The organism is Pseudomonas sp. AL10 (assembly GCF_029960685.1).
GTDB classification, from domain to species: Bacteria; Pseudomonadota; Gammaproteobacteria; order Pseudomonadales; family Pseudomonadaceae; genus Aquipseudomonas; species Aquipseudomonas lactis.
The window spans coordinates 41,743-62,987 of sequence record NZ_JASBQZ010000027.1 but is presented as its reverse complement, the minus strand read 5'-3'; the positions used below and the strand labels follow the sequence as shown (position 1 = coordinate 62,987).

The window sequence follows — 21,245 nt, the reverse complement described above, 5'->3', positions numbered from 1 at the left end:
CTTGTTCGCTAACACACGCATTTTATTTGTTTCTTTACTCGTCGCTTTCCTGGCCCTCAGCGGCTGCCAGACGCCACCCAAAGGCCTGACCCCGGCGCAAGTCGCCGTGCTCAAACAACAAGGCTTCGAGCTGACCGATGAAGGCTGGGCCTTCGGCCTGTCCGGCAAAGTGCTGTTTGGCAGTGACGTCGAAACCCTCAACAAACCCAGCACCGACATCGTCGAACGCATCGGCCAGGCCCTGGTAGGCGCGGGTATCGAGCGTGTGCGTGTCGACGGCCACACCGACGCCTCCGGCAAAGAACCCTACAACGTGGCACTGTCCCTGCGCCGCGCCAAAAGCGTGGGCAAGGTGCTGACCCGCGTGGGCATGAAAGAAGAAAACATCCAACTGCGCGGCCTGGGCAGCAGCGAGCCGGTGGCGCCGAACACGACCCCAGCAGGCCGCACCGAGAATCGTCGGGTATCAATTGTAGTGATCGCAGACTAAGCGGGTTCTCCTACCCCCAGCTGAAATGCATTCAATATGTGGGAGCTGGCTTGCCTGCGATGGCGGTTGATCGGTAGATATAGCTTTTGCTGATACACCGCTATCGCAGGCAAGCCAGCTCCCACATTTAGTCTGCAAACCGCATCTCCCGCGTCTGCCCCATCAACAACCCCTGGTTCTGCTCCGTCACCTCTCGAATGTAATCCCACAACAACGTAATCCGCTTCAACTTCCTCAAATCCTCCCGGCAATACATCCAGAACTGCCGCGTAATCGTAATCTGCTCCCCCAGCACCGGCAGCAAGCGCGGATCCTGCGCGGCCAAAAAGCACGGCAATATCGCCATCGACCGGCCTTGCTGGGCCGCCACGTACTGCGCGATCACGCTGGTACTGCGCAGGCTGGCGCTGGCGCCGGGCACCACATTGGCCAGGTACAGCAACTCCGAGCTGAAGGCCAGATCATCCACATAGCTAATAAAGGGATGCTCGGCCAAATCCGCAGGTTTGCCGATCGGCGGGTGTTGGTCCAGGTAGTCCTGGGTGGCGTAGAGCTGCAATGTGTAGTCGCACAGTTTGCAGCACACATACGGCCCGTGTTCCGGGCGTTCCAGGGCGATGACGATGTCCGCTTCACGCTTGGACAGGCTGATGAAGTGGGGCAGGGGCAGGATGTCCACCGAGATCGCAGGATAAGTGTCGACGAAATGGCTCAGTTGCGGGGTGACGAAGAAGCTGCCGAAGCCTTCGGTGCAACCCATGCGCACATGGCCCGACAGTGCCACGCCGGAGCCGGACACCTGTTCGCAGGCCATGTGCAGCGTGCTTTCAATGGATTCGGCGTAACCCAGCAACCGCTGGCCTTCGCTGGTGAGCACGAAGCCGTTGGTCCGGGATTTTTCGAACAGCAGCGTACCGAGGGACACTTCCAGAGAGCTGATGCGCCGCGACACGGTGGTGTAGTCCACCGCCAGGCGCTTGGCGGCGACGCTGGCCTTGCGGGTGCGCGCCACTTCGAGGAAAAACTTCAGGTCATCCCAGTTCAGGGCGCCCAGGGAGGTGATGTTTTTTTGCATATTGGACCGGCTTTTATGTGCGTTCTTATTAGAGATTTGCACATCTATACTCCAAAAACAGTCCGAACGCCTCATTCTTCAAGGCGATTCAACGCCTTGGTTCTCTGCATAACTACAAGATTCTGGAGACCACATGAACGCATCTGCCGATATTTCCGTGCAACAGGTCAAGTTGCTGATCAACGGCGAGTGGGTCGAGTCCAAGACCACCGAGTGGCAAGACATCGTCAACCCGGCCACCCAACAAGTGCTGGCCAAAGTCCCGTTTGCCACTGCCGATGAAGTCAACGCTGCCATCGACGCCGCCCATCGCGCCTTTCAGACCTGGAAGCTGACGCCGATCGGTGCGCGGATGCGCATCATGCTCAAGCTGCAAGCCCTGATCCGTGAACACTCCAAGCGTATCGCCGTGGTCCTCAGCGCCGAGCAGGGCAAGACCATTGCCGATGCCGAGGGCGATATTTTCCGTGGCCTGGAAGTGGTGGAGCACGCCTGTTCCATCGGCACCCTGCAAATGGGCGAGTTCGCCGAGAACGTGGCCGGCGGTGTGGACACCTACACCCTGCGCCAGCCTATTGGTGTGTGTGCCGGCATCACTCCGTTCAACTTCCCGGCGATGATTCCGCTGTGGATGTTCCCGATGGCGATTGCCTGCGGTAATACCTTCGTCCTCAAGCCTTCCGAGCAAGACCCGTTGTCGACCATGCTGCTGGTGGAGCTGGCGCTGGAAGCCGGCGTACCGGCCGGCGTGCTCAACGTGGTGCATGGCGGCAAGGACGTGGTGGATGCACTGTGCACTCACAAAGACATCAAGGCGGTGTCCTTCGTTGGTTCGACGGCTGTGGGCACCCATGTCTACGACCTGGCCGGCAAACACGGCAAGCGTGTGCAATCGATGATGGGCGCCAAGAACCATGCGGTGGTGCTGCCGGATGCCAACCGTGAGCACACCCTCAACGCCCTGGTCGGCGCCGGTTTCGGCGCGGCTGGCCAGCGTTGCATGGCCACTTCGGTGGTGGTGCTGGTGGGCGCGGCCAAGCAGTGGCTGCCAGACCTCAAGGCGCTGGCACAAAAGCTCAAGGTCAATGCCGGCAGTGAAGCGGGCACGGATGTCGGCCCGGTGATCTCCAAGCGTGCCAAGGCACGTATCCTGGAACTGATTGAAAGCGGCGTGAAACAAGGCGCCAAGCTGGAGCTGGACGGTCGCGACATCCAAGTACCGGGCTTCGAGAATGGCAACTTTGTCGGCCCCACCCTTTTCTCGGGCGTGACCACCGACATGCGCATTTACACCGAAGAAATCTTCGGCCCGGTGCTGGTGGTGCTGGAAGTCGATACCCTCGATGAAGCCATCGCCCTGGTCAACGCCAACCCGTTCGGTAACGGCACGGGTCTGTTCACCCAGAGCGGTGCGGCGGCGCGTAAATTCCAGAGCGAGATCGATGTGGGCCAGGTCGGCATCAACATTCCGATCCCGGTGCCAGTGCCGTTCTTCAGCTTCACCGGCTCGCGCGGTTCCAAGCTCGGCGATCTCGGCCCGTACGGCAAGCAAGTGGTGCAGTTCTACACCCAGACCAAAACCGTCACCAGCCGCTGGTTCGACGACAACACGGTCAACGATGGCGTCAACACCACCATCAACCTGCGCTGAACCTGGGAGACGACCATGAAGATTGCATTTATCGGCCTGGGCAACATGGGCGCGCCCATGGCCCGCAACCTGATCAAGGCTGGCCACGCGCTGAACCTGTTCGACCTGAACCAGGCCGTACTCAAGGAGCTCGCCGAACTGGGCGCCACTATCAGCGGTTCACCGCGTGACGCCGCCCAAGGCGCCGAATTGGTGATTACCATGCTGCCGGCCGCCGCTCACGTGCGCAGCGTATGGCTGAATGAAGACGGTGTGCTCGCCGGCATCGGCAAAGGCATCCCAGCGGTGGATTGCAGCACCATCGATCCGCAAACCATCCGTGATGTCGCGGCAGCAGCGGCGAAACAAGGCGTGGCCGTGGCCGATGCACCGGTCTCTGGTGGTACCGGCGGTGCCCAGGCCGGGACGCTGACCTTTATGGTCGGCGCCAACCCGGAATTGTTCGCCACCCTGCAACCGGTGCTGGCGCAGATGGGCCGCAACATCGTGCACTGCGGTGACGTCGGCACTGGGCAAATCGCCAAGATCTGCAACAACCTGCTGCTCGGCATCAGTATGGTCGGTGTCAGCGAAGCCATGGCCCTGGGCGATGCCTTGGGTATCGACACTCAAGTGCTGGCGGGCATTATCAACAGCTCCACCGGGCGTTGCTGGAGCTCCGACACCTACAACCCATGGCCGGGCGTGATCGAAACCGCGCCGTCATCGCGTGGCTATACCGGTGGTTTTGGTGCCGACCTGATGCTCAAGGATTTGGGCCTTGCGACGGAGGCTGCGCGCCAGGCGCATCAGCCGGTGATTCTCGGTGCGGTGGCCCAGCAGTTGTATCAGTCGATGAGCCAGCGCGGGGAGGGCGGTAAAGACTTCTCGGCGATCATCAACAGCTATCGCAAGCTGTAGGAGCGAGCTTGCTCGCGAAAAATGTGAGAGCAACGCGTTCATCCTGGATGAGCGCGTTTTCGTTGGCGATCTTCGCGAGCAAGCTCGCTCCTACAGGGACGGGGATGGGTCAGGCAAACACAAAATACTTACGCACCGTCTCGACCACTTCCCACGTCCCCTTCATCCCCGGTTCCACCACAAAGATATCCCCAGCCCGCAGGTGGATCGGCTCCATGCCTTCAGGCGTGATCACGCAGTAGCCTTCCTGGAAATGGCAGTATTCCCACTTCACGTATTCCACGTACCACTTGCCCGGTGTGCAGATCCAGGTGCCCATAATTTTGCTGCCGTCTTCGCTGGTGTAGGCGTTGAGGTTGACAGTGTGCGGGTCGCCTTCGAGCTTTTCCCATTTGCAGGCATCCAGGACCGGCAGTGGGTGGGTGTCGCGCAGTACGGTGATGGGCTTGGACATGTTGACTCCGAGGCAGGGAAGGGAAAGATGCACCCTAAGGCCTTGGGCGTTGCGCAGATGGTCTGAACTCGACATTGGGATGCCCAGAAGCGCAGACACGTGAACACCGCAGTCCCCTGTGGGAGCCGGGCTTGCCCGCGATGACGGTGGTACAGCGAGCATCTCCCTTGCCCGACACTCCGCTATCGCTGGCAAGCCAGGCTCCCACAGTAGGTCGTGGCGTATCTGGAGCGACAGATCTGTGCATAAAACCGATGTTTCCTCGCAGTAACTGCGAAAGATTTCCCGTGTCGCGCCAGAATTCGCAAGAAAATTCAGAGCTGGCCCTCGTATCATTCACCCCAGTACCCAGTGAGAGCCTTGCAATGAACCCAATAAAAACGTGGTGGGATATCAGCCCGCCCTTGAGCACGGCCACCCCGACCTGGCCGGGCGATACGCCGTTCCAGGAAGAGCGCGTGTGGCAGTTCGGCCCGGAGTGTCCGGTAAATGTGGGCCGCGTAACCCTGTCGCCGCACACCGGTGCCCATGTGGATGCACCGCTGCATTACAGCGCCGATGGCGCGCCGATTGGCGAGGTATCGCTGGACGTGTACATGGGCCCTTGCCGCGTGTTGCATTGCCTGGGCAGCGGCGCGTTGGTTGAGCCCCATCAGTTGCAAGGGCGTGTGGATAACCTGCCGGAGCGTGTGCTGCTGCGCACTTATCCACAAGCGCCGCTCACCGAATGGGATTCGAATTTCACCGCCATCGCGCCCCAGACCATTGAGCTGCTGGCCAGCCTGGGGGTGCGCCTGATCGGTATCGATACGCCGTCCCTGGACCCACAACAGTCCAAGACCATGGATTCCCACAACGCCGTGGCTCGTCATGGTATGGCGATCCTCGAAGGCATCGTGCTCGATGACGTACCGGAGGGCGACTATGAATTGATCGCGCTGCCGCTGCGCTTCGCCAACCTGGACGCGAGTCCTGTGCGCGCCATTCTCCGCCCGCTCAAGGAGCCCACGCGATGAGCCAATGTCCTTTCTCACCAGACTATAAGCCTGCCGATAACCAATCCCCGGAAGAATGGCATAACGCCGAACTGAATTTTTCCGAGTCCATGAGCTATGGCGACTACCTGGACCTGGGCAAAGTCCTCAGTGCCCAGCACCCGCTGTCGCCGGACCACAACGAAATGCTCTTCATCATTCAGCACCAGACCTCGGAGCTGTGGATGAAGCTGATGCTTCACGAACTCAAGGCCGCCCGCGAACATGTGCGCCTGGGTGAATTGCCGCCAGCGTTCAAGATGCTGGCGCGGGTGTCGCGCATCTTCGATCAACTGGTGCACGCCTGGGCGGTGCTGGCCACCATGACCCCGTCAGAGTACAAGGCGATTCGCCCGTTCCTGGGGCAGTCGTCGGGGTTCCAGTCGTTCCAGTACCGCGAGATCGAATTCATCCTCGGCAACAAAAGCCCGGCGCTGCTGCGGCCCCATGCCCATCGCCCGGAATTGCTGCAGCAATTACAGGTGGCGATCGCCACGCCGTCGCTGTATGACGAGGCGGTGAACCTGATGGTCAAGGCGGGGCTGGCGATTGATCCCAAGCGTGCCGAGCGCGACCCGACCGCAGCCACAGTGCATGATGACTCTGTGGAGGCGGCGTGGCGTGAGGTGTATCGCGACCCGAACCGTTACTGGGATTTGTACCAGTTGGCCGAGAAGTTTATCGACCTGGAAGATTCGTTCCGCCAGTGGCGCTTCCGGCATGTCACCACGGTGGAGCGCATCATCGGCTTCCAGCCGGGCACCGGCGGTACGGAAGGCGTGGGGTACCTGCGCAAGATGCTCGATACGGTGTTGTTCCCCGAACTCTGGCGCGTACGCTCCACGCTTTAAACAAAAAGCCCCGGATTACCGGGGCTTTTTTTATGTGAAATACAGTCAACTGTGGGAGCTGGCTTGCCAGCGATGGCGGCGTATCAGCCGGCTCACCCGTTGGCTGACACGCCGCCATCGCGGGCAAGCCCGGCTCCCACAGAGTTTACTGGGTTACAGCTACTTTCCCGTTTCTGATCCTAAACCGGTAGGCGATATAGATAATCCCCACCCACACCGGCATCGCATACACCGACTCGCGAATCCCTGGAATCGCCAGCATCACGCCGATGATCATCACCATGAACGCCAGGCACAGGTAGTTGCTGAACGGGAACCAGAAGGTCTTGAACGACGGCGTCACGCCTTGCTCGCCCATGGCCTTGCGGAACTTGATGTGGGTCAGGCTGATCAGCGCCCAGTTGATCATCAACGAGGCAACCACCAACGCGAACAGCAACTCCAGCGCACTGTGCGGCGCCACGTAGTTGACCACCACGCACAGCATGGTCACCAGCGCCGAAATCGCCAGCGCCCGCAGCGGCACGCCTTGTTTGTTGAGCTTCATCAGCGCCTTGGGCGCATCACCTTGTTCGGCCAGGCCGAACAGCATGCGGCTGTTGCAATACACGCCGCTGTTGTACACCGACAACGCCGCGGTCAGCACCACGAAGTTGAGGATGTGGGCGGCGGTGTCGTTGCCGATCAGCGAGAAGATCTGCACAAACGGGCTGCCGCTGTAGGCATCGCCTGACGCGCCGAGGGTTTGCAGCAGTTGATCCCACGGGTACAGCGACAACAGTACGGTGAGTGCGCCGACGTAGAAGATCAGGATGCGGTACACCACCTGGTTGATCGCTTTGGGGATCACCTTGCGTGGCTCGCTGGCCTCGGCGGCGGTGATGCCGACCAGCTCCAGGCCACCGAACGAGAACATGATGAAAGCCATCGACATCAACAGCCCCATGCCGCCATTGGGGAAGAATCCACCGTGGCTCCACAGGTTGCTGACCGAGGCTTGCGGGCCGCCGGTGCCGCTGAACAGCAGGTAGCAGCCGAGCACGATCATGCCGACAATCGCCACCACCTTGATGATCGCAAACCAGAATTCGGCTTCACCGAAGAACTTCACGTTCAGGGTGTTGATCAGGTTCACCGCAACAAAGAACACCAGTGCGCTGACCCAGGTTGGAATTTCCGGCCACCAGAACTGGATGTACTTGCCCACGGCCGTCAACTCGGCCATGCCCACCAGCACGTAGAGCACCCAATAGTTCCAGCCCGCCAGGAAGCCTGCGTAACCGCCCCAATATTTATGTGCGAAGTGGCTGAAGGACCCGGCCACCGGCTCTTCGACGATCATCTCACCGAGCTGGCGCATGATCAGGAAGGCGATAAACCCTGCCACCGCATAACCCAGGATCATCGACGGCCCCGCCGACTTGAGCACCCCGGCCGAGCCGAGGAACAAGCCTGTACCAATCGCCCCTCCCAAGGCGATCAGCTGAATGTGCCGGTTTTTCAGGCCTCGCTTGAGGCCCACCGGGTTAACCATGTCATCCGCCATTAACATTCCCTTCTACTTGTTTTTCTCAAGGGTGATTGCACGCCGCATCGGCCCCTCAGAACTGCTGAGGGTCAGATATTACTCTGGGTAAACTTTTCGTAATACAGCTGGACGCCATCAAGTGCCTGATCCACCAGCCATTGTTGGATGGATTCGACCATTGGAGGCGGGCCGCACACGTACATATCCGCCGATCTGTCCCGCAATTCGGCCAGCTCGAAATGCTCGGTGAGGTAGCCGCGTTTGCCCGTCCACTCGGTTGAGGCGTCGCTCAGCACTTCGGTGTAGCGAAAGTTCGGGATTTTTGCCGCGTAGGCGTGGATACGCGCCGCTTCACATAAATCTTCGGCGCCGCGCACGCCGTAGTACAGGTGCACAGGTTGTGTGCAGCCCGTGACGGCCAGCTCATCAAGCATGCCCAGCAATGCCGACAACCCGGTGCCGCCCGCCACCAGTACCAACGGTTGGGTGACGTGCCGCAGATAGAACGCACCCAAGGGCGCCTCCATCAGCATTTCATCACCCACCTGGCAGCGTTCACGCAGGTAGTTGCTCATCACCCCATCGGGCAGCAGGCGCACCAGAAACTGCAATTGACTGCCCGGCCGGTTGGCGAAGGAATAGGAGCGCCAACTATCGGTGCCCGGCACCGACAGACGCGCGTATTGGCCCGGCAAAAAATCCAGAGACTGGTCCAGTTGCACCTGCAAAATGGCGGTGCTGGTCGATACCTGCTGCACCGCGCTCACCGTACCGCGTACCTGCACAGGCCCGGGGGCGTTGCACAGGCTTGAATCGAAGTCGAAATAGAAGGTGGCGTCGGACTTCACCCGGGTCTGGCAACTGAGCATCTTGCGTTGTTGCAGGTCGAGGCTGGAGAGGGCTTCCTCATCGACATAGTCCTGGGTGTACTCGCCGGACTCACAGCGCCCCTGGCAGGTGCCGCACACGCCTTCGCGGCAATCGAGCGGGATCTTGATGCCGTTGCGCAGGGCCGCGTCCAACAGGATCTCATGGGCGCCCATCGGGAAGAACAGGGTCTTGCCATCGGCGAAGCTGAAGGCCACTTTGTGATTCATTCACATAACTCCGTGAATAGGTATGAACCCCCTGTAGGAGCGAGCTTGCTCGCGAAAAACCCAACGATGACGCAGAACATCCTGGATGCTCGCGGCGTACTTACGTTTTTCGCGAGCAAGCTCGCTCCTACAGGGCGATGCACCACCGTTACAGGTGATAGAAATCCAGCACCGAGTTGATGGTGTCGTTGAGCAACAAGGCGTGCTTGCGCATGATCAACCAGCTGTCGCCCGCAGGCTTGAGGCGGTACGTGGCATGCCCGTAAAACTGCTCGGAAGTAGCCAGCCGATAAAACAGCGTGTGCCAATTCAAGCGCACCTCCAAGGTGCCGTCACTTTGTTCGGCAATGCGTACGTTATTGATCAGGTGCAAAGTGCGCGGCATCGGCGTGGCAGAGGCGGCTTTGCCGGTGCGCAGGCGGAACACACGGTCTTCCAGGCCCGAACGGTTGGCGTAGTAGATCAATGACATCTCGCGCTTGGGGTCTTGGGTGTAGACGTGTTCGGAGTCCCATTGCGGCAGGTGGAATTCACTCTGCGGGTCGAACAACTGCACGTAGGCGTCCCAGTCCTGGGCGTCGCACAGCTCGGACTTGCGATAGAAGAACTGCTCGATCTGGTACTGCAATTGCGCATTCATCACTTCACCTCCCGCAGTGCCAGGGCTCGCTGGTCCAAACCCTTTAGCAGGAACTGCTGCCAGTTGCGATGCTGGTTGACGTACAGGCCTTCATGGGTGAATTCGGTACCGGTCATCGCCGGTTGGATGCCGATGGCCTCGCTGTTTGGCGTCGGCCCGGTCTCCCAGCGATGGCTGCCCCGTGAGATGTCGCTCCAGCGTTCCAGGCGGCCCTGAAAGCCACGCTGGGCTTCGCGAAACTCCACCAGGTCATCGGGCGTGCCCATGCCTGAAACGTTGAAGAAGTCTTCGAACTGACGAATCCGGTTTTCGCGGTCGGCGTCGGACTCGCCCTTAACCCCCAGGCACTGGCTGATGATCTCGGTCTTGTTCCAGGCCACCGGGCGGATGATGCGCAACTGCGAGCTGATCTGGTCGAGGAAAAACAGGCTGGGGTAGATATTCAGGTTGCGCAGGCGGTGCATCATCCACTCGGCCTTCTGCTGGCCGTGTTCTTCTACCAGGCGCGGCATGATGGTGGCGTAGCCGGAGCGCACGCTGGGGTTGGGCATGTCGCTAAACAACACGCTGTGGCCGTTGTTGAAGGCGAACCAGCCGTCGTCGGTATTGGCGTCGCCGGCGCCGAGCTTGCTGTAGTCCAACGTCGTGCTGGAACCTGCGCCGTTTTCGGTGTTGACCTGCTGGCGATGCTGCACGGTGGCCACGTAGTTGTAGTGCACGGTGCTGACGTGATAACCGTCCAGGCCGTTTTCGTTTTGCAGCTTCCAGTTGCCGTCGTAGGTGTAGGCGGACTTGCCCGGCAGCACTTCCAGCTCACCGGTGGCCGATTGCGCCACCATCATGTCGAAGAACACTTTGGCATCGCCCAGGAAGTCCTCCAGGCTGTTGGTGCCGTTCACGTCCAGGCTGATAAACACAAAGCCCCTGTAGCTTTCGATGCGCGCTTTTTTCAGGCCGCGGGTGGCCTTGTCGAAACCTTCCGGGTATTCCCCCGGCGCCTTGACCTTTACCAGTCGGCCATCGCTCTTGTAGCACCAGGCGTGGAACGGGCAGGTGAAGGTGGACTGGTTACCCTTGCCCACGCGGGTGAGGGTGGTACCGCGATGCTGGCAGGCGTTGATCAACGCGTTGAGTCGGCCTTCGCCGTCACGGGTGATGATCATCGGCTGGCGGCCGGCGCGCATCGTCACGAAGTCGTGGTTATTGGCCAGTTCGCTTTCGTGGCAGGCGTAGATCCAGTTCTTCTCGAAGATCAGCTCCATCTCCAGGTCGAACAACTCGGGCTCGGTGAACATGTCGCGGGCGATGCGGAACACTTCATCCGCCGGGCGAAAGTCCAGGCAGCTTTCGATAAAGGATTTCCATTGCTCGACGGTTCTTGCACCACTCATGGGAGGCACCTTTTGATCATGGCTAAACGGTGAGCCATTAAGCGGCTGCGATGCGGTGGCGGGCTATCCGCTTAATGGGGGAACGTAGGCCGCAAAGTTGGGCGGCAAATACCCATGACGGTGCGCGCCGGTGACGGCATGCGCTACTGTGATGGCGGGCGATGGTCGAAAAACTCTGGGGTTTATCCACATAGTCGACCGTTGCTATCCACCCAGTGAGCACTGCGCTGGCGTGGCCTGGAATTTGCTGTCGAGGTTCAACGACGCGCCGTCAGAGCGCGCAAACGCCTAACCGCCGTGGGTGCACCCTGATGACTAGTCAGACACGCGATATTCATATTCAACGCTTCGACCTGGAGGGCGCGTGCAGCTGGATGTCCGGCATCTGCGGGCCCCATCGCCTGGCGACGGCAACCCCCGAGCGCCTGCGCTTTCACCACAGCGCCAACGTGTTCAAATCCCGCGCCACCACCCTGGGCGTGATCGAGTACGGCACTGATGTGACCATCGACATCGAAGACGCCGAGCACTTCAGCAGCTACAGCTTGAGCCTGCCACTGGTGGGCGAGCAGGAGCTGAGCAAGAACGGTGAACGTCTCAGTTCCAACCGCGACCAAGGCGTGATCATTTCGCCCAATGAGCATCAGGTGCTGGCGATTTCCGGTGACTGCCGCAAGTTGCAGGTGGTAATCACCCGTGCGGCGATGAGCGAGTCGCTGGAAGGTTTGCTGCAACGGCCCATCGATGCGCCGCTGCGCTTTGAGTCGGTGATGGATGCTGTGGACGGAGCACCGGCTTCGTGGTGGCGCATGGCGCGTTATTTCATCGCCGAACTGGAGCGCAGCAGCGAACTGTACGAGCAGGCGGCGTTTACTCGCGACCTGGAAAGCTCGCTGATCAAGGGCCTGATCCTGGCCCAACCGAATAACTACTCCGAAGAACTGCGCGACGTGCTGGGGGTGAAACTGCCGCACTACCTGATCCGCGCGCGGCAATTTATCCACGACAACGCCCGTGAAGCGCTGCACCTGGAAGACCTGGAAGCGGCGGCGGGCGTGTCGCGTTTCAAACTGTTCGATGCGTTTCGCAAGTACTTCGCACTGTCGCCCATGGCGTATTTGAAGAAGCATCGGTTGGGGGCGGTGCGCCAAGAAATTCTGGAGCAGGGCTCGATCCGCACCATCTCTGAAATCGCCCTGGGTTGGGGGTTTACGCATTTGGGGCGGTTTTCGGCGGAGTACCGCAAGCTGTTCGATGAGTCGCCCAGCCAGACATTGCAGCGCAAGCGCCTGCGCATTACTTGAACTGGATGAAAAACAATCTGTGGGAGCTGGCTTGCCTGCGATAGCGGCCGGCCGATCAACACGATGCCAACTGATCCGCCGCCATCGCAGGCAAGCCAGCGCCCACATGGAGTATGGGGTGCCTGGAGGATCTCAGATCAACTCTTCAACCAGTTGCAGGCAATGAGTCAGCCCCGGCGACTGGTCATTCACCCGCCGGCTGAGGATGATCGGCGAGCTCGCCGTCGCCTCCACCACCGGCGTATAGCCAATATCCGCCCGATGCAGCACCTGCACCGACGCCGGCACCAGCGTCACCCCCATGCCTGCACCCACCAGGCCGATAGCGGTCTGCAATTCGTTGGTCCACTGCGCCACCTTCACGCTCAAGCCATGGGCGTCGAACAGTGCGATCACATGGTCGGCATAACTGGGGCGCGGGTTGCCGGGGTAGAGCACAAAGGGTTCGCCGGCCAACTGGGCGAGGGTGGCCGGGGCGCCCAGCAACGGGTGACCGCTGGGCAGCACGGCCACCAGGCGGTCTTCCACCAATACACGCTGGACGATGGCCGGGTCGTCAATGCGAATACGCCCGAAGCCCACGTCAATGCGCCCGGCCTTGAGCGCTTCGACCTGCTGCAACGTCGTCATCTCCGACAAGCCCAACTCCAGCTCCAGGGCCTCGTGAGTGCGCAGGCGTCGAATCAATTCCGGCAGCACGCCGTACAAGGTCGACGGTGCAAAGCCAATGCCCAGCCAGGTTTTCTCGCCTTGGCCGATGCGTCGGGTGTTGTCGCAGACCTTGCCCAGTTGTTCGAGCAGCACATTGGCATGTTCATAGAAAAACCGTCCGGCCTCGGTCAGGCGCAAGGGCCGGCTGCGTTCCAGCAGCTTCACCCCGAGTTCATCCTCCAGTTGCTGGATCTGCCGGCTCAACGGCGGCTGGGCGATATGCAAGCGTTCGGCGGCGCGGGTGAAGTTGAGGGTCTCGCCCAACACCTGGAAGTAGCGCAGGTGACGCAGTTCCATATCGACTCCTTTTATACCTTGAGGGTATTGCTTGAGACCAATTCTATATTGGAAGCCATAAAAAATGCGGCACAGAATCGGCGCAAATCTATAAAGAACCCAACGGGTATTGCCATGCCGATTTGCGCCATCGAGTCGATTGAAACTGTCATCGTCGATCTGCCCACCATTCGCCCGCACAAGCTGGCGATGCACACGATGCAAAACCAGACCGTCGTCATCATTCGCCTGCGTTGCAGCGACGGCATCGAAGGCATCGGTGAAGCCACCACCATCGGCGGCCTGAGCTACGGCAACGAGAGCCCCGACAGCATCAAGGTCAACATCGACCGCCACTTCGCACCGCTGCTGATCGGCCAGGACGCGAGTAACGTCAATGCCGCCATGTTGCGCCTGGAGCGCAGTATTCGCGGCAACACTTTTGCCAAGTCCGGTATCGAAAGCGCCTTGCTCGACGCCCTCGGCAAACGCCTCGGGCTGCCGGTCAGCGAGCTGCTTGGCGGGCGTGTGCGTGATGCGTTGCCAGTGGCCTGGACCCTGGCCAGCGGTAATACCGAACAGGACATCAACGAGGCCGAGAAGATGCTCGACCTGCGCCGTCACCGCCTCTTCAAACTGAAGATCGGCGCGGGCGAGGTCGACCGCGACCTGGCCCATGTGATCGCGATCAAAAAAGCCCTGGGCGAGCGCGCCAGCGTACGCGTCGACGTCAACCAGGCCTGGGATGAAGCCGTGGCCCTGCGGGCGTGCAAGGTGCTGGGCGAGCACGGTATCGACCTGATCGAACAACCGATCTCACGTAATAACCGTGGTGGCATGGCCCGGCTCAACCTGTCGAGCCCGGCGCCGATCATGGCCGATGAGTCCATCGAATGTGTCGAAGACGCCTTCAACCTGGCGCGTGAAGGCGCGGCCACGGTGTTCGCCCTCAAGATCGCCAAGAACGGCGGCCCGCGTGCCGTATTGCGCACGGCGGCGATTGCCGAAGCGGCCGGCATCGGCCTGTACGGCGGCACCATGCTTGAAGGTGGCATTGGCACCCTGGCCTCGGCCCATGCCTTTCTCACGCTGGACACACTGGCGTGGGGCACTGAATTGTTCGGCCCGCTGTTGCTCACCGAAGACATCCTCACTGAGCCACCGGTGTACCGCGATTTCCAGCTGCATGTGTCCACTGCGCCGGGCCTGGGCCTGACGCTTGATGAAGAGCGCCTGGCGTTCTTTCGCCGTGACAAACACTAAGAGGCCCCTGCCATGTTGTTCCACGTAAAAATGACCGTGAACCTGCCCCTCGACATGCACCCCGAGCGCGCCGCCAGCCTTAAAGCCGAAGAGAAAGCCTTGGCGCAGCGCCTGCAAGAGGAGGGCAAATGGCGCCACTTGTGGCGCATCGCCGGGCATTACGCCAACTACAGCGTGTTCGATGTCGACAGCGTCCAGGACCTGCACGACCTGCTGATGCAACTGCCATTGTTCCCCTACATGGCCATCGAAGTGAATGCGCTGTGCCGCCATCCGTCGTCGATCCATGCGGACGACCGCTGAGACGGCTTGCACCTATAACTACAAGATGAGGAATGCACCATGTCCATCCGTCTGTCCCAGACTGCCCACGCCCAACAGTTTCTCGAAGAAGCCAGCGGTAACCTCAATGACGCGGGCAACCCACGCACCAAGGCGCTGATTTATCGGATCCTGCGCGACACTGTGAACATCATCGAAGACCTGGAAGTGACCCCGGAAGAGTTCTGGAAGGCGGTCAACTACCTCAATGAACTGGGCAAAAACCAAGAGGCCGGCCTGCTCGCCGCCGGCTTGGGCCTGGAGCATTACCTGGACCTGTTGATGGACGCCGCCGACGAGCAGGCCGGCAAGTCGGGTGGTACGCCGCGCACCATTGAAGGCCCGTTGTATGTGGCCGGTGCGCCGCTGTCCAAGTACGAGGCACGGCTGGATGATGGCAAGGACGACGCGGTGCCGTTGTTCATGCGCGGGCAAGTGCGCGATACCGAGGGCACGCCGTTGGCAGGGGCGATTGTGGATGTGTGGCAGGCCAACACGGGCGGGACCTATTCGTGGTTCGACCCGACGCAGTCTGAGTTCAACCTGCGCCGGCGCATCGAGACCGACGCCCAGGGCAACTACCGTTTTCGCAGCATCGTACCTTCAGGCTACGGCTGCCCACCGAGCGGGCCGACGCAGCAGTTGCTCGACCAGTTGGGGCGCCACGGGCAACGGCCGGCGCATATCCACTTCTTCATCTCGGCGCCTGGGCACCGGCACCTGACCACGCAGATCAACCTGTCGGATGACCCGTACCTGCATGATGACTTTGCCTATGCCACCCGGGATGAACTGATTGCCGAGATTCGCTTCAGCGACGATCCGCAGTTGGCTCGGGAGTTTGGCGTGCAGGGGCGCTTTGCGCAGATTGATTTTGACTTTGAGTTGCAGGTGGCGGATGCGCCAATAGAGCAGCAGCGCATGCAACGAGTGCGTGCTCTGGAAGACTGATCAACTCGGTCAACTGTGGGAGCTGGCTTGCCTGCGATAGCGGTGGAACATTCACCACCGCTATCGCAGGCAAGCCAGCTCCCACATTGGTTTTGGGGTGTTTGTGTTATTTGCGCAGGACCAGGTCCAACACCTCATCCCGGTCCTTGATCTTCTGCAGCACAATCTCCGAACGGATATCCATCACTCCCGCCGTGCGGTTCAGGTGGTTCACAATGAAATCCGAAAAGTGCTTGAGGTTGCGCGCCTGCACCCGCAACACATAGTTGCTGGCGCCGGTGATCACATAGGCGCTCGCCACTTCTGGCCAGCCTTGCACCTTCTTGATGAACGTCTCATGCCAGTCCTCCACATCCTGGCGCAACGACAGGTGCACGATGGCTTCCAGCTCGATCCCCAACTGCTCGGCATTCAATACCGCACGGTAGCCGCTGATGATTCCCTCGCTCTCCAGCAGGCGCAAACGGCGCAGGCATGCGGACGGCGACAGCGCGACTTTTTCCGCCAATTCCTGGTTGCTGATGCGGCCATCCTGTTGCAGGAAATGCAGGAGGCGCAGGTCGGTGGCGTCGAGAATCATGCTTGGAAGATATCCGCGTATTTGGAGGTTAAATTCGAATTTCCTACAGCTTAAATAGCCCTTTACCCACCACTTTGCACGAAAATTCTCTAAAAGTTCGTTCATTATTTGGTCCATCCTCACTTATAAAAACCAGGACGACCCATGACCACTCGAAGCCATTGCCAAGCCCTCGACGCCCAGGACCCGTTGGCCTCCCTGCGCGCCCAATTCGCCTTGCCCGAGGGGGTGATCTACCTCGATGGCAACTCCCTCGGCGCGCGCCCGGTGGCGGCGCTGGAGCGGGCACAACAGGTGATCGCCGAAGAGTGGGGCAATGGCCTGATTCGCAGCTGGAACAGCGCCGGCTGGGCGGATTTGTCCCAGCGCCTGGGCAATCGCCTGGCGCCATTGATCGGTGCGCGTGACGGCGAGGTGGTGATCACCGATACCACCTCCATCAACCTGTTCAAAGTGCTCAGCGCCGCCTTGAGTGTGCAGCGCCAACGTACGCCGGCGCGTAAGGTCATCGTCAGTGAAGCGAGCAACTTTCCCACCGATTTGTATATCGCCGAAGGCTTGGCCGAACTGCTGCAACAAGGCTATTCCCTGCGCCTGGTGAACAGCCCGGCCGAACTGCCCCAGGCCATCGATGCAGACGTGGCGGTGGTGATGCTCACCCACGTCAACTACAAGACCGGCTACATGTACGACATGGCGGCGCTGACCGCACTGAGCCACGAGTGCGGCGCGCTGAGCATCTGGGACCTGGCGCATTCGGCGGGCGCGGTGCCTGTCGACCTGCACCAGGCCAATGCGGATTATGCAATTGGCTGCACCTACAAATACCTCAACGGCGGCCCGGGCTCCCAGGCGTTTGTGTGGGTCAACCCGGCGTTGGTCGATGTGGTGCGCCAGCCGTTGTCCGGATGGTTCGGGCATACCCGGCAGTTCGCCATGGAGTCCACCTACGCCCCCAGCGCCGGCATCGCTCGCTACCTGTGCGGTACGCAGCCGATTACCTCGCTGGCCATGGTGGAATGTGGCCTGGAGATTTTTGCCCAGACCGATATGGCCCGCCTGCGGACTAAATCCCTGGCCTTGACTGACCTGTTCATTGCCTTGGTCGAAAGCCGCTGTGCCGCCCACGGCCTGGAGCTGATCACCCCGCTTGAGCACGCCCGGCGCGGCAGCCACGTCAGCTTTGAACACCCTGAAGGTTACGCCGTGATCCAGGCCTTGATCGCCCGAGGCGTGATCGGCGATTACCGTGAACCGCGGATCATGCGTTTTGGCTTCACGCCTTTGTACACAAGCTTCACCGAGGTGTGGGACGCCGTGGAAATCCTCGGAGAAATACTCGACAAGCGCACGTGGGACCAGGCGCAATTCAAAGTGCGCAACAGCGTCACTTAAGAGCAATACAGACCAAATGTGGGAGCTGGCTTGCCTGCGATAGCGTCGGTGCATTCACTACCGTTATCGCAGGCAAGCCAGCTCCCACAGGTTCAGCGTCAGCCATCATCACAATAATAAAGGGGCACACCAGTGACCACGCCAGACAACGGCTTTGCAGAGATTACCCACCGTGAACTGGGCCTGAGGCGCCAGCTCACTTCCGGCCAGATGAGCATGATCGCCATCGGTGGCGCCATCGGTACCGGGCTGTTCATGGGCAGTGCCTACGCCATCGGCTATGCCGGGCCGAGCGTGCTGGTGAGCTACGCCATCGGCGCGTTGATCACCTTGCTGCTGATGGGCTGCCTGGCGGAGATGACGGTGGCCCACTCCACCTCAGGCTCCTTTGGCGCGTATGCCGAGTTCTACATCAGTCCATTGGCTGGGTTCCTGGTGCGGTATGCCTATTGGGCGGCGATTGTGCTGGCGGTGGGCGCCGAGGTGACGGCGGTGGCGATGTACATGAAGTACTGGTTCGCCAACGTGCCGGAGTGGGTGTGGATCGTGTCGTTCTCCAGTGTGCTGATTGTGCTCAATGCGATCAGCGTGAAGACCTTCGGCAACTTCGAATACTGGTTCTCGACGATCAAGATCAGCGCCATTGTCGGTTTCATCATCCTGGCAGTGTATGTGGTGTTCGGCTCTGGCAACCCTGACTACGGCGTGCAGAACTACACGGCCCACGACGGCTTTTTCCCCCATGGCTTGAGTGGCATGTGGATCGCGGTGATCGTGTCGATCTTCAGCTACCTCAGCGTCGAGATGATCGCCGTGGCCGCCGGTGAAGCCGCCGACCCGGAGCAGGCAGTGAAGAAAGCCTTTCGCGCTACCATCGTGCGGTTGGTGGTGTTCTACCTGCTGACCCTGGCGCTGATGCTCGCGATCGTGCCCTGGAACCAGGCCGGCCAGGCCCAGAGCCCGTTTGTCACGGTGATGCAGACCATCGGCATTCCCGGCGCCACTGGAGTGATGAATTTCGTGATCCTGATCGCGGCGCTGTCGGCCATGAACAGCCAGCTCTACATCACCACGCGCATGATGTTCAGCCTGTCGCGCGCAGGTTTTGCACCCAAGTCCATGGGCGCGTTGAGCAAGAACGGCATCCCGCTCAACGCATTGCTGCTGTCCAGCTCGGGCATTGCCCTGGCGACGTTGCTCAACGTGGTGTACCCGGAAAGCTCGTTCACCCTGATGATGGCGATTTCGATGTTTGGCGCGATCTTCACCTGGTTCATGATCTTCCTCACGCACCTGTTTTTCCGCCGCTATCGCAAGCGTCATGGCGGGGCGAAGTTGTCGTTCCAGTTGCGCCTGTTTCCCTACAGCACGTTGCTGGGGTTGGTGCTGATGGGGGCGGTGATGATCACCACCTATTTCACCGACGCCTTCAAGATGACACTGGTGTTTGGCGTGCCGTTCCTGCTGATTCTGTCGGCTGTGTATTACGGGTTCTTCCGCAAGGGCAGGGCCAAGGCCTCGAACAAAGCCCTGGCATAACTCGGCAGGTGCTCGAACGAGCGTGCGCATAACAACAGTTTGCGGCAGGCCCATTCTTCTTGCAGGGGGTGGGCTTTGAAGCTCCGTGCAGGTGGCCAACGGTCCAAGGCGGCCTGAGGCACGATGCCCAGGCCCGCGCCGCCGGCGACCATGCGAATCAACCCATCAAAACCGTCGGCGCGAATGCGCGTCCGCAAGCGAAAGCCTGCATGCAATGCCTGTTCTTCCAGGTATACCGCCAACGCGCTGTTGGCCCCCAGGCCCACGTAGTCGTATTGCAAGCTGTCGATAAAACTCGGGTTGGTCAACGGGTGGTCCAGGGGCATGATCAGCACCAGCGGGTCGTCGCGAAACGCCAGGGTCTGCAAGCCGTGGGTGTCCACTGCATCGGAAATAATCCCCAGGTCGGCCGTGCCCTGGCGCAACGCGTGGGTGATGCGCAGGCTGGGCAGCTCTTGCAGGTCGATATCGAGGTTGGGGTGTTCGCGCAAAAACTGCGCGAGCAGTTCCGGCAGGTATTCGCTGAGGGCGGTGGTGTTGCACAGCAGGCGTACCTGGCCTTTGACGCCATTGGCGTATTCGGCCAAGTCCTGTTGCAGGTGGTCGGCCTGTTGCAACAGTAGGCGAGCATGCCGGGCCAGGGCTTTGCCCGCAGGTGTCGGGGTGACGCCACGGCGGCCGCGCTCGAGAAACGCAATACCCAGTGAAGATTCCATTGCCCGGATGCGTGCACTGGCGGCAGCCAGGGACAGATGGCTGCGGGCCGCGCCGGCGGTGATATTGCCGGTGTCCAGGATGTGCAGGTAGAGGCGCAGGTCGATCAGGTCAAAGTGCATGGCTGCAGGTTTCCGGTGACTGGGCGGGCCTCATCGCAGGCAAGCCAGCTCCCACATTTTGAACTGTGAATACATTCAAATGTGGGAGCTGGCTTGCCTGCAATAGCGGTATCAGCCTCACACAAAACAAGAGGCTGCCTCAGTATATGGCGAATTTCACAAGCTATCGAAAAGCACCAGAATGCAGCCATGAATACCTTCCTCGCGTTCTACCAAAACCTCGGCCCCGCCCTGACCGCGTTGGTCATCACTACCTTCCTACTGGCCGGTACGGTCAAGGGCGTCATCGGCCTGGGCCTGCCCACCGTGGCCATGGGCATGCTTGGCCTGGCTATGTTGCCCGCGCAGGCTGCGGCATTGCTGATCATTCCTTCGACGGTGACCAACCTCTGGCAACTCACCTGTGGCGGCCACTTGGGTGCCTTGCTCAAACGCCTGTGGCCGATGCTGTTGCTGATTTTTCTCGGCACCGGGCTGGGCACCTTGTGGCTGGGCATGGGCAGCGGGCCTTGGGTGGTACGCGCCTTGGGCGCGGCGTTACTGGTGTATGCCTTGAGCGGGTTATTCCTGCCGACCTTCAGGGTCGCACCCCGCACCGAGCGCTGGCTGGGGCCTTTGTGCGGTGTGGTCACCGGCATCATCACCTCGGCCACCGGTGTCTTCGTGATCCCTGCGGTACCGTATCTGCAAGCCCTGGGCTTGAGCCGTGATCAGTTGGTGCAGGCGCTGGGGCTGTCATTCACCGTGTCGACACTGGCGCTGGCCGCCGGGCTGGCTTGGCGTGGTGCGTTGGGCGGTGCTGAAGTCGGTGCATCGGTGTTGGCGCTGTTGCCGGCCTTGCTGGGGATGTGGCTGGGCCAAGTGGTGCGTCGGCGCATCAGTGCCTTGTGGTTCAAACGTGGATTTTTCACCGGCATGGCGTTGTTGGGAGGCCATTTGTTGCTGGCTGGTTAATAAT

At 60.5% G+C, this 21,245-nt stretch carries 21 protein-coding genes; 12 read left to right on the top strand and 9 right to left on the bottom strand.

Annotated elements, in window-relative coordinates:
* Window position 1 precedes the first annotated feature (1 nt).
* Window positions 2-490 (top strand): OmpA family protein, encoded by a 489-nt coding sequence (locus QK296_RS20980; RefSeq protein WP_282391257.1) that lies wholly within the window; start codon window positions 2-4, stop codon window positions 488-490.
* A gap of 127 nt (window positions 491-617) precedes the next feature.
* Here QK296_RS20980 and QK296_RS20975 read toward each other — a convergent pair whose 3' ends face one another.
* Window positions 618-1,565, bottom strand: coding sequence for a LysR family transcriptional regulator (locus tag QK296_RS20975; RefSeq protein ID WP_137203852.1), 948 nt, complete (start codon window positions 1,563-1,565; stop codon window positions 618-620).
* A 133-nt stretch (window positions 1,566-1,698) separates the two neighbouring features.
* Between QK296_RS20975 and QK296_RS20970 the strand changes: the two genes are divergently transcribed.
* Together QK296_RS20970 and mmsB are read left to right on the top strand one after the other, a co-directional pair.
* Window positions 1,699-3,216 carry a CoA-acylating methylmalonate-semialdehyde dehydrogenase gene (locus QK296_RS20970; protein WP_003194117.1) on the top strand — a complete coding sequence of 506 codons (1,518 nt, stop codon included), beginning with the start codon at window positions 1,699-1,701 and terminating at the stop codon, window positions 3,214-3,216.
* 15 nt (window positions 3,217-3,231) lie between these two features.
* A complete protein-coding gene (gene mmsB, locus QK296_RS20965; RefSeq protein ID WP_137203853.1) occupies window positions 3,232-4,116 on the top strand; it encodes a 3-hydroxyisobutyrate dehydrogenase in 885 nt (294 codons plus the stop codon).
* A gap of 109 nt (window positions 4,117-4,225) precedes the next feature.
* On the opposite strand, the gene QK296_RS20960 is transcribed toward mmsB, so the two are convergent.
* Entirely contained in the window at window positions 4,226-4,570 is a 345-nt protein-coding gene (locus QK296_RS20960; protein WP_003230905.1) for a cupin domain-containing protein, read from the bottom strand.
* Between the two features lie 365 nt (window positions 4,571-4,935).
* Between QK296_RS20960 and kynB the strand changes: the two genes are divergently transcribed.
* Window positions 4,936-5,586, top strand: a complete 651-nt coding sequence (gene kynB, locus QK296_RS20955) for an arylformamidase (RefSeq protein WP_032895314.1) — start codon at window positions 4,936-4,938, stop codon at window positions 5,584-5,586.
* Window positions 5,583-6,455 (top strand): tryptophan 2,3-dioxygenase, encoded by an 873-nt coding sequence (gene kynA / locus QK296_RS20950; RefSeq protein WP_003194113.1) that lies wholly within the window; start codon window positions 5,583-5,585, stop codon window positions 6,453-6,455. The genes kynB and kynA overlap by 4 nt, the downstream gene beginning before the upstream one ends.
* A 145-nt stretch (window positions 6,456-6,600) precedes the next feature.
* On the opposite strand, the gene QK296_RS20945 is transcribed toward kynA, so the two are convergent.
* From QK296_RS20945 to antA, 4 genes are all read right to left on the bottom strand, one after another.
* Window positions 6,601-8,001, bottom strand: coding sequence for an amino acid permease (locus QK296_RS20945; RefSeq protein ID WP_005791366.1), 1,401 nt, complete (start codon window positions 7,999-8,001; stop codon window positions 6,601-6,603).
* A gap of 71 nt (window positions 8,002-8,072) precedes the next feature.
* Complete coding sequence (gene antC, locus QK296_RS20940; RefSeq protein WP_094774908.1) at window positions 8,073-9,080, bottom strand: anthranilate 1,2-dioxygenase electron transfer component AntC; 1,008 nt, start codon at window positions 9,078-9,080, stop codon at window positions 8,073-8,075.
* Between the two features lie 148 nt (window positions 9,081-9,228).
* Complete coding sequence (antB, locus tag QK296_RS20935; protein WP_003194110.1) at window positions 9,229-9,720, bottom strand: anthranilate 1,2-dioxygenase small subunit; 492 nt, start codon at window positions 9,718-9,720, stop codon at window positions 9,229-9,231.
* Entirely contained in the window at window positions 9,720-11,111 is a 1,392-nt protein-coding gene (gene antA / locus QK296_RS20930) for an anthranilate 1,2-dioxygenase large subunit (RefSeq protein WP_047711775.1), read from the bottom strand. Before antA ends, antB begins: the two co-directional genes overlap by 1 nt.
* Before the next feature lie 311 nt (window positions 11,112-11,422).
* Between antA and QK296_RS20925 the strand changes: the two genes are divergently transcribed.
* The gene (locus QK296_RS20925; RefSeq protein ID WP_034133665.1) at window positions 11,423-12,415 is read left to right on the top strand and encodes a helix-turn-helix domain-containing protein; all 993 of its coding nucleotides are present in this window, start codon (window positions 11,423-11,425) and stop codon (window positions 12,413-12,415) included.
* A gap of 132 nt (window positions 12,416-12,547) precedes the next feature.
* Here the strand turns inward: QK296_RS20925 and QK296_RS20920 are convergent, their stop codons facing one another.
* Window positions 12,548-13,423 carry a LysR family transcriptional regulator gene (locus tag QK296_RS20920; RefSeq protein ID WP_282391256.1) on the bottom strand — a complete coding sequence of 292 codons (876 nt, stop codon included), beginning with the start codon at window positions 13,421-13,423 and terminating at the stop codon, window positions 12,548-12,550.
* A gap of 114 nt (window positions 13,424-13,537) precedes the next feature.
* Between QK296_RS20920 and QK296_RS20915 the strand changes: the two genes are divergently transcribed.
* Genes QK296_RS20915 through catA form a run of 3 tightly spaced genes read left to right on the top strand, consistent with a single transcriptional unit; the run spans window position 13,538 to window position 15,937 of the window.
* On the top strand, window positions 13,538-14,665 hold the full coding sequence (locus QK296_RS20915; protein WP_094774919.1) for a muconate cycloisomerase family protein: 1,128 nt from the start codon (window positions 13,538-13,540) through the stop codon (window positions 14,663-14,665).
* A 12-nt stretch (window positions 14,666-14,677) separates the two neighbouring features.
* Window positions 14,678-14,968, top strand: a complete 291-nt coding sequence (gene catC / locus QK296_RS20910; RefSeq protein WP_003194105.1) for a muconolactone Delta-isomerase — start codon at window positions 14,678-14,680, stop codon at window positions 14,966-14,968.
* Between the two features lie 39 nt (window positions 14,969-15,007).
* A complete protein-coding gene (gene catA / locus QK296_RS20905; protein WP_094774904.1) occupies window positions 15,008-15,937 on the top strand; it encodes a catechol 1,2-dioxygenase in 930 nt (309 codons plus the stop codon).
* A gap of 106 nt (window positions 15,938-16,043) precedes the next feature.
* On the opposite strand, the gene QK296_RS20900 is transcribed toward catA, so the two are convergent.
* Window positions 16,044-16,517, bottom strand: a complete 474-nt coding sequence (locus tag QK296_RS20900; RefSeq protein WP_003194103.1) for an Lrp/AsnC family transcriptional regulator — start codon at window positions 16,515-16,517, stop codon at window positions 16,044-16,046.
* Window positions 16,518-16,661: 144 nt separating this feature from the next.
* Between QK296_RS20900 and kynU the strand changes: the two genes are divergently transcribed.
* Window positions 16,662-17,912, top strand: coding sequence for a kynureninase (gene kynU / locus QK296_RS20895; protein ID WP_120248521.1), 1,251 nt, complete (start codon window positions 16,662-16,664; stop codon window positions 17,910-17,912).
* Window positions 17,913-18,044: 132 nt separating this feature from the next.
* Entirely contained in the window at window positions 18,045-19,451 is a 1,407-nt protein-coding gene (locus tag QK296_RS20890) for an amino acid permease (protein WP_003194101.1), read from the top strand.
* Here QK296_RS20890 and QK296_RS20885 read toward each other — a convergent pair.
* Window positions 19,397-20,287: a LysR substrate-binding domain-containing protein gene (locus QK296_RS20885; RefSeq protein ID WP_003194100.1), complete on the bottom strand. Its 891-nt coding sequence runs from the start codon at window positions 20,285-20,287 to the stop codon at window positions 19,397-19,399. The genes QK296_RS20890 and QK296_RS20885 overlap by 55 nt on opposite strands.
* A gap of 189 nt (window positions 20,288-20,476) precedes the next feature.
* Between QK296_RS20885 and QK296_RS20880 the strand changes: the two genes are divergently transcribed.
* The gene (locus tag QK296_RS20880) at window positions 20,477-21,241 is read left to right on the top strand and encodes a sulfite exporter TauE/SafE family protein (RefSeq protein WP_003194099.1); all 765 of its coding nucleotides are present in this window, start codon (window positions 20,477-20,479) and stop codon (window positions 21,239-21,241) included.
* Window positions 21,242-21,245: the final 4 nt, after the last annotated feature.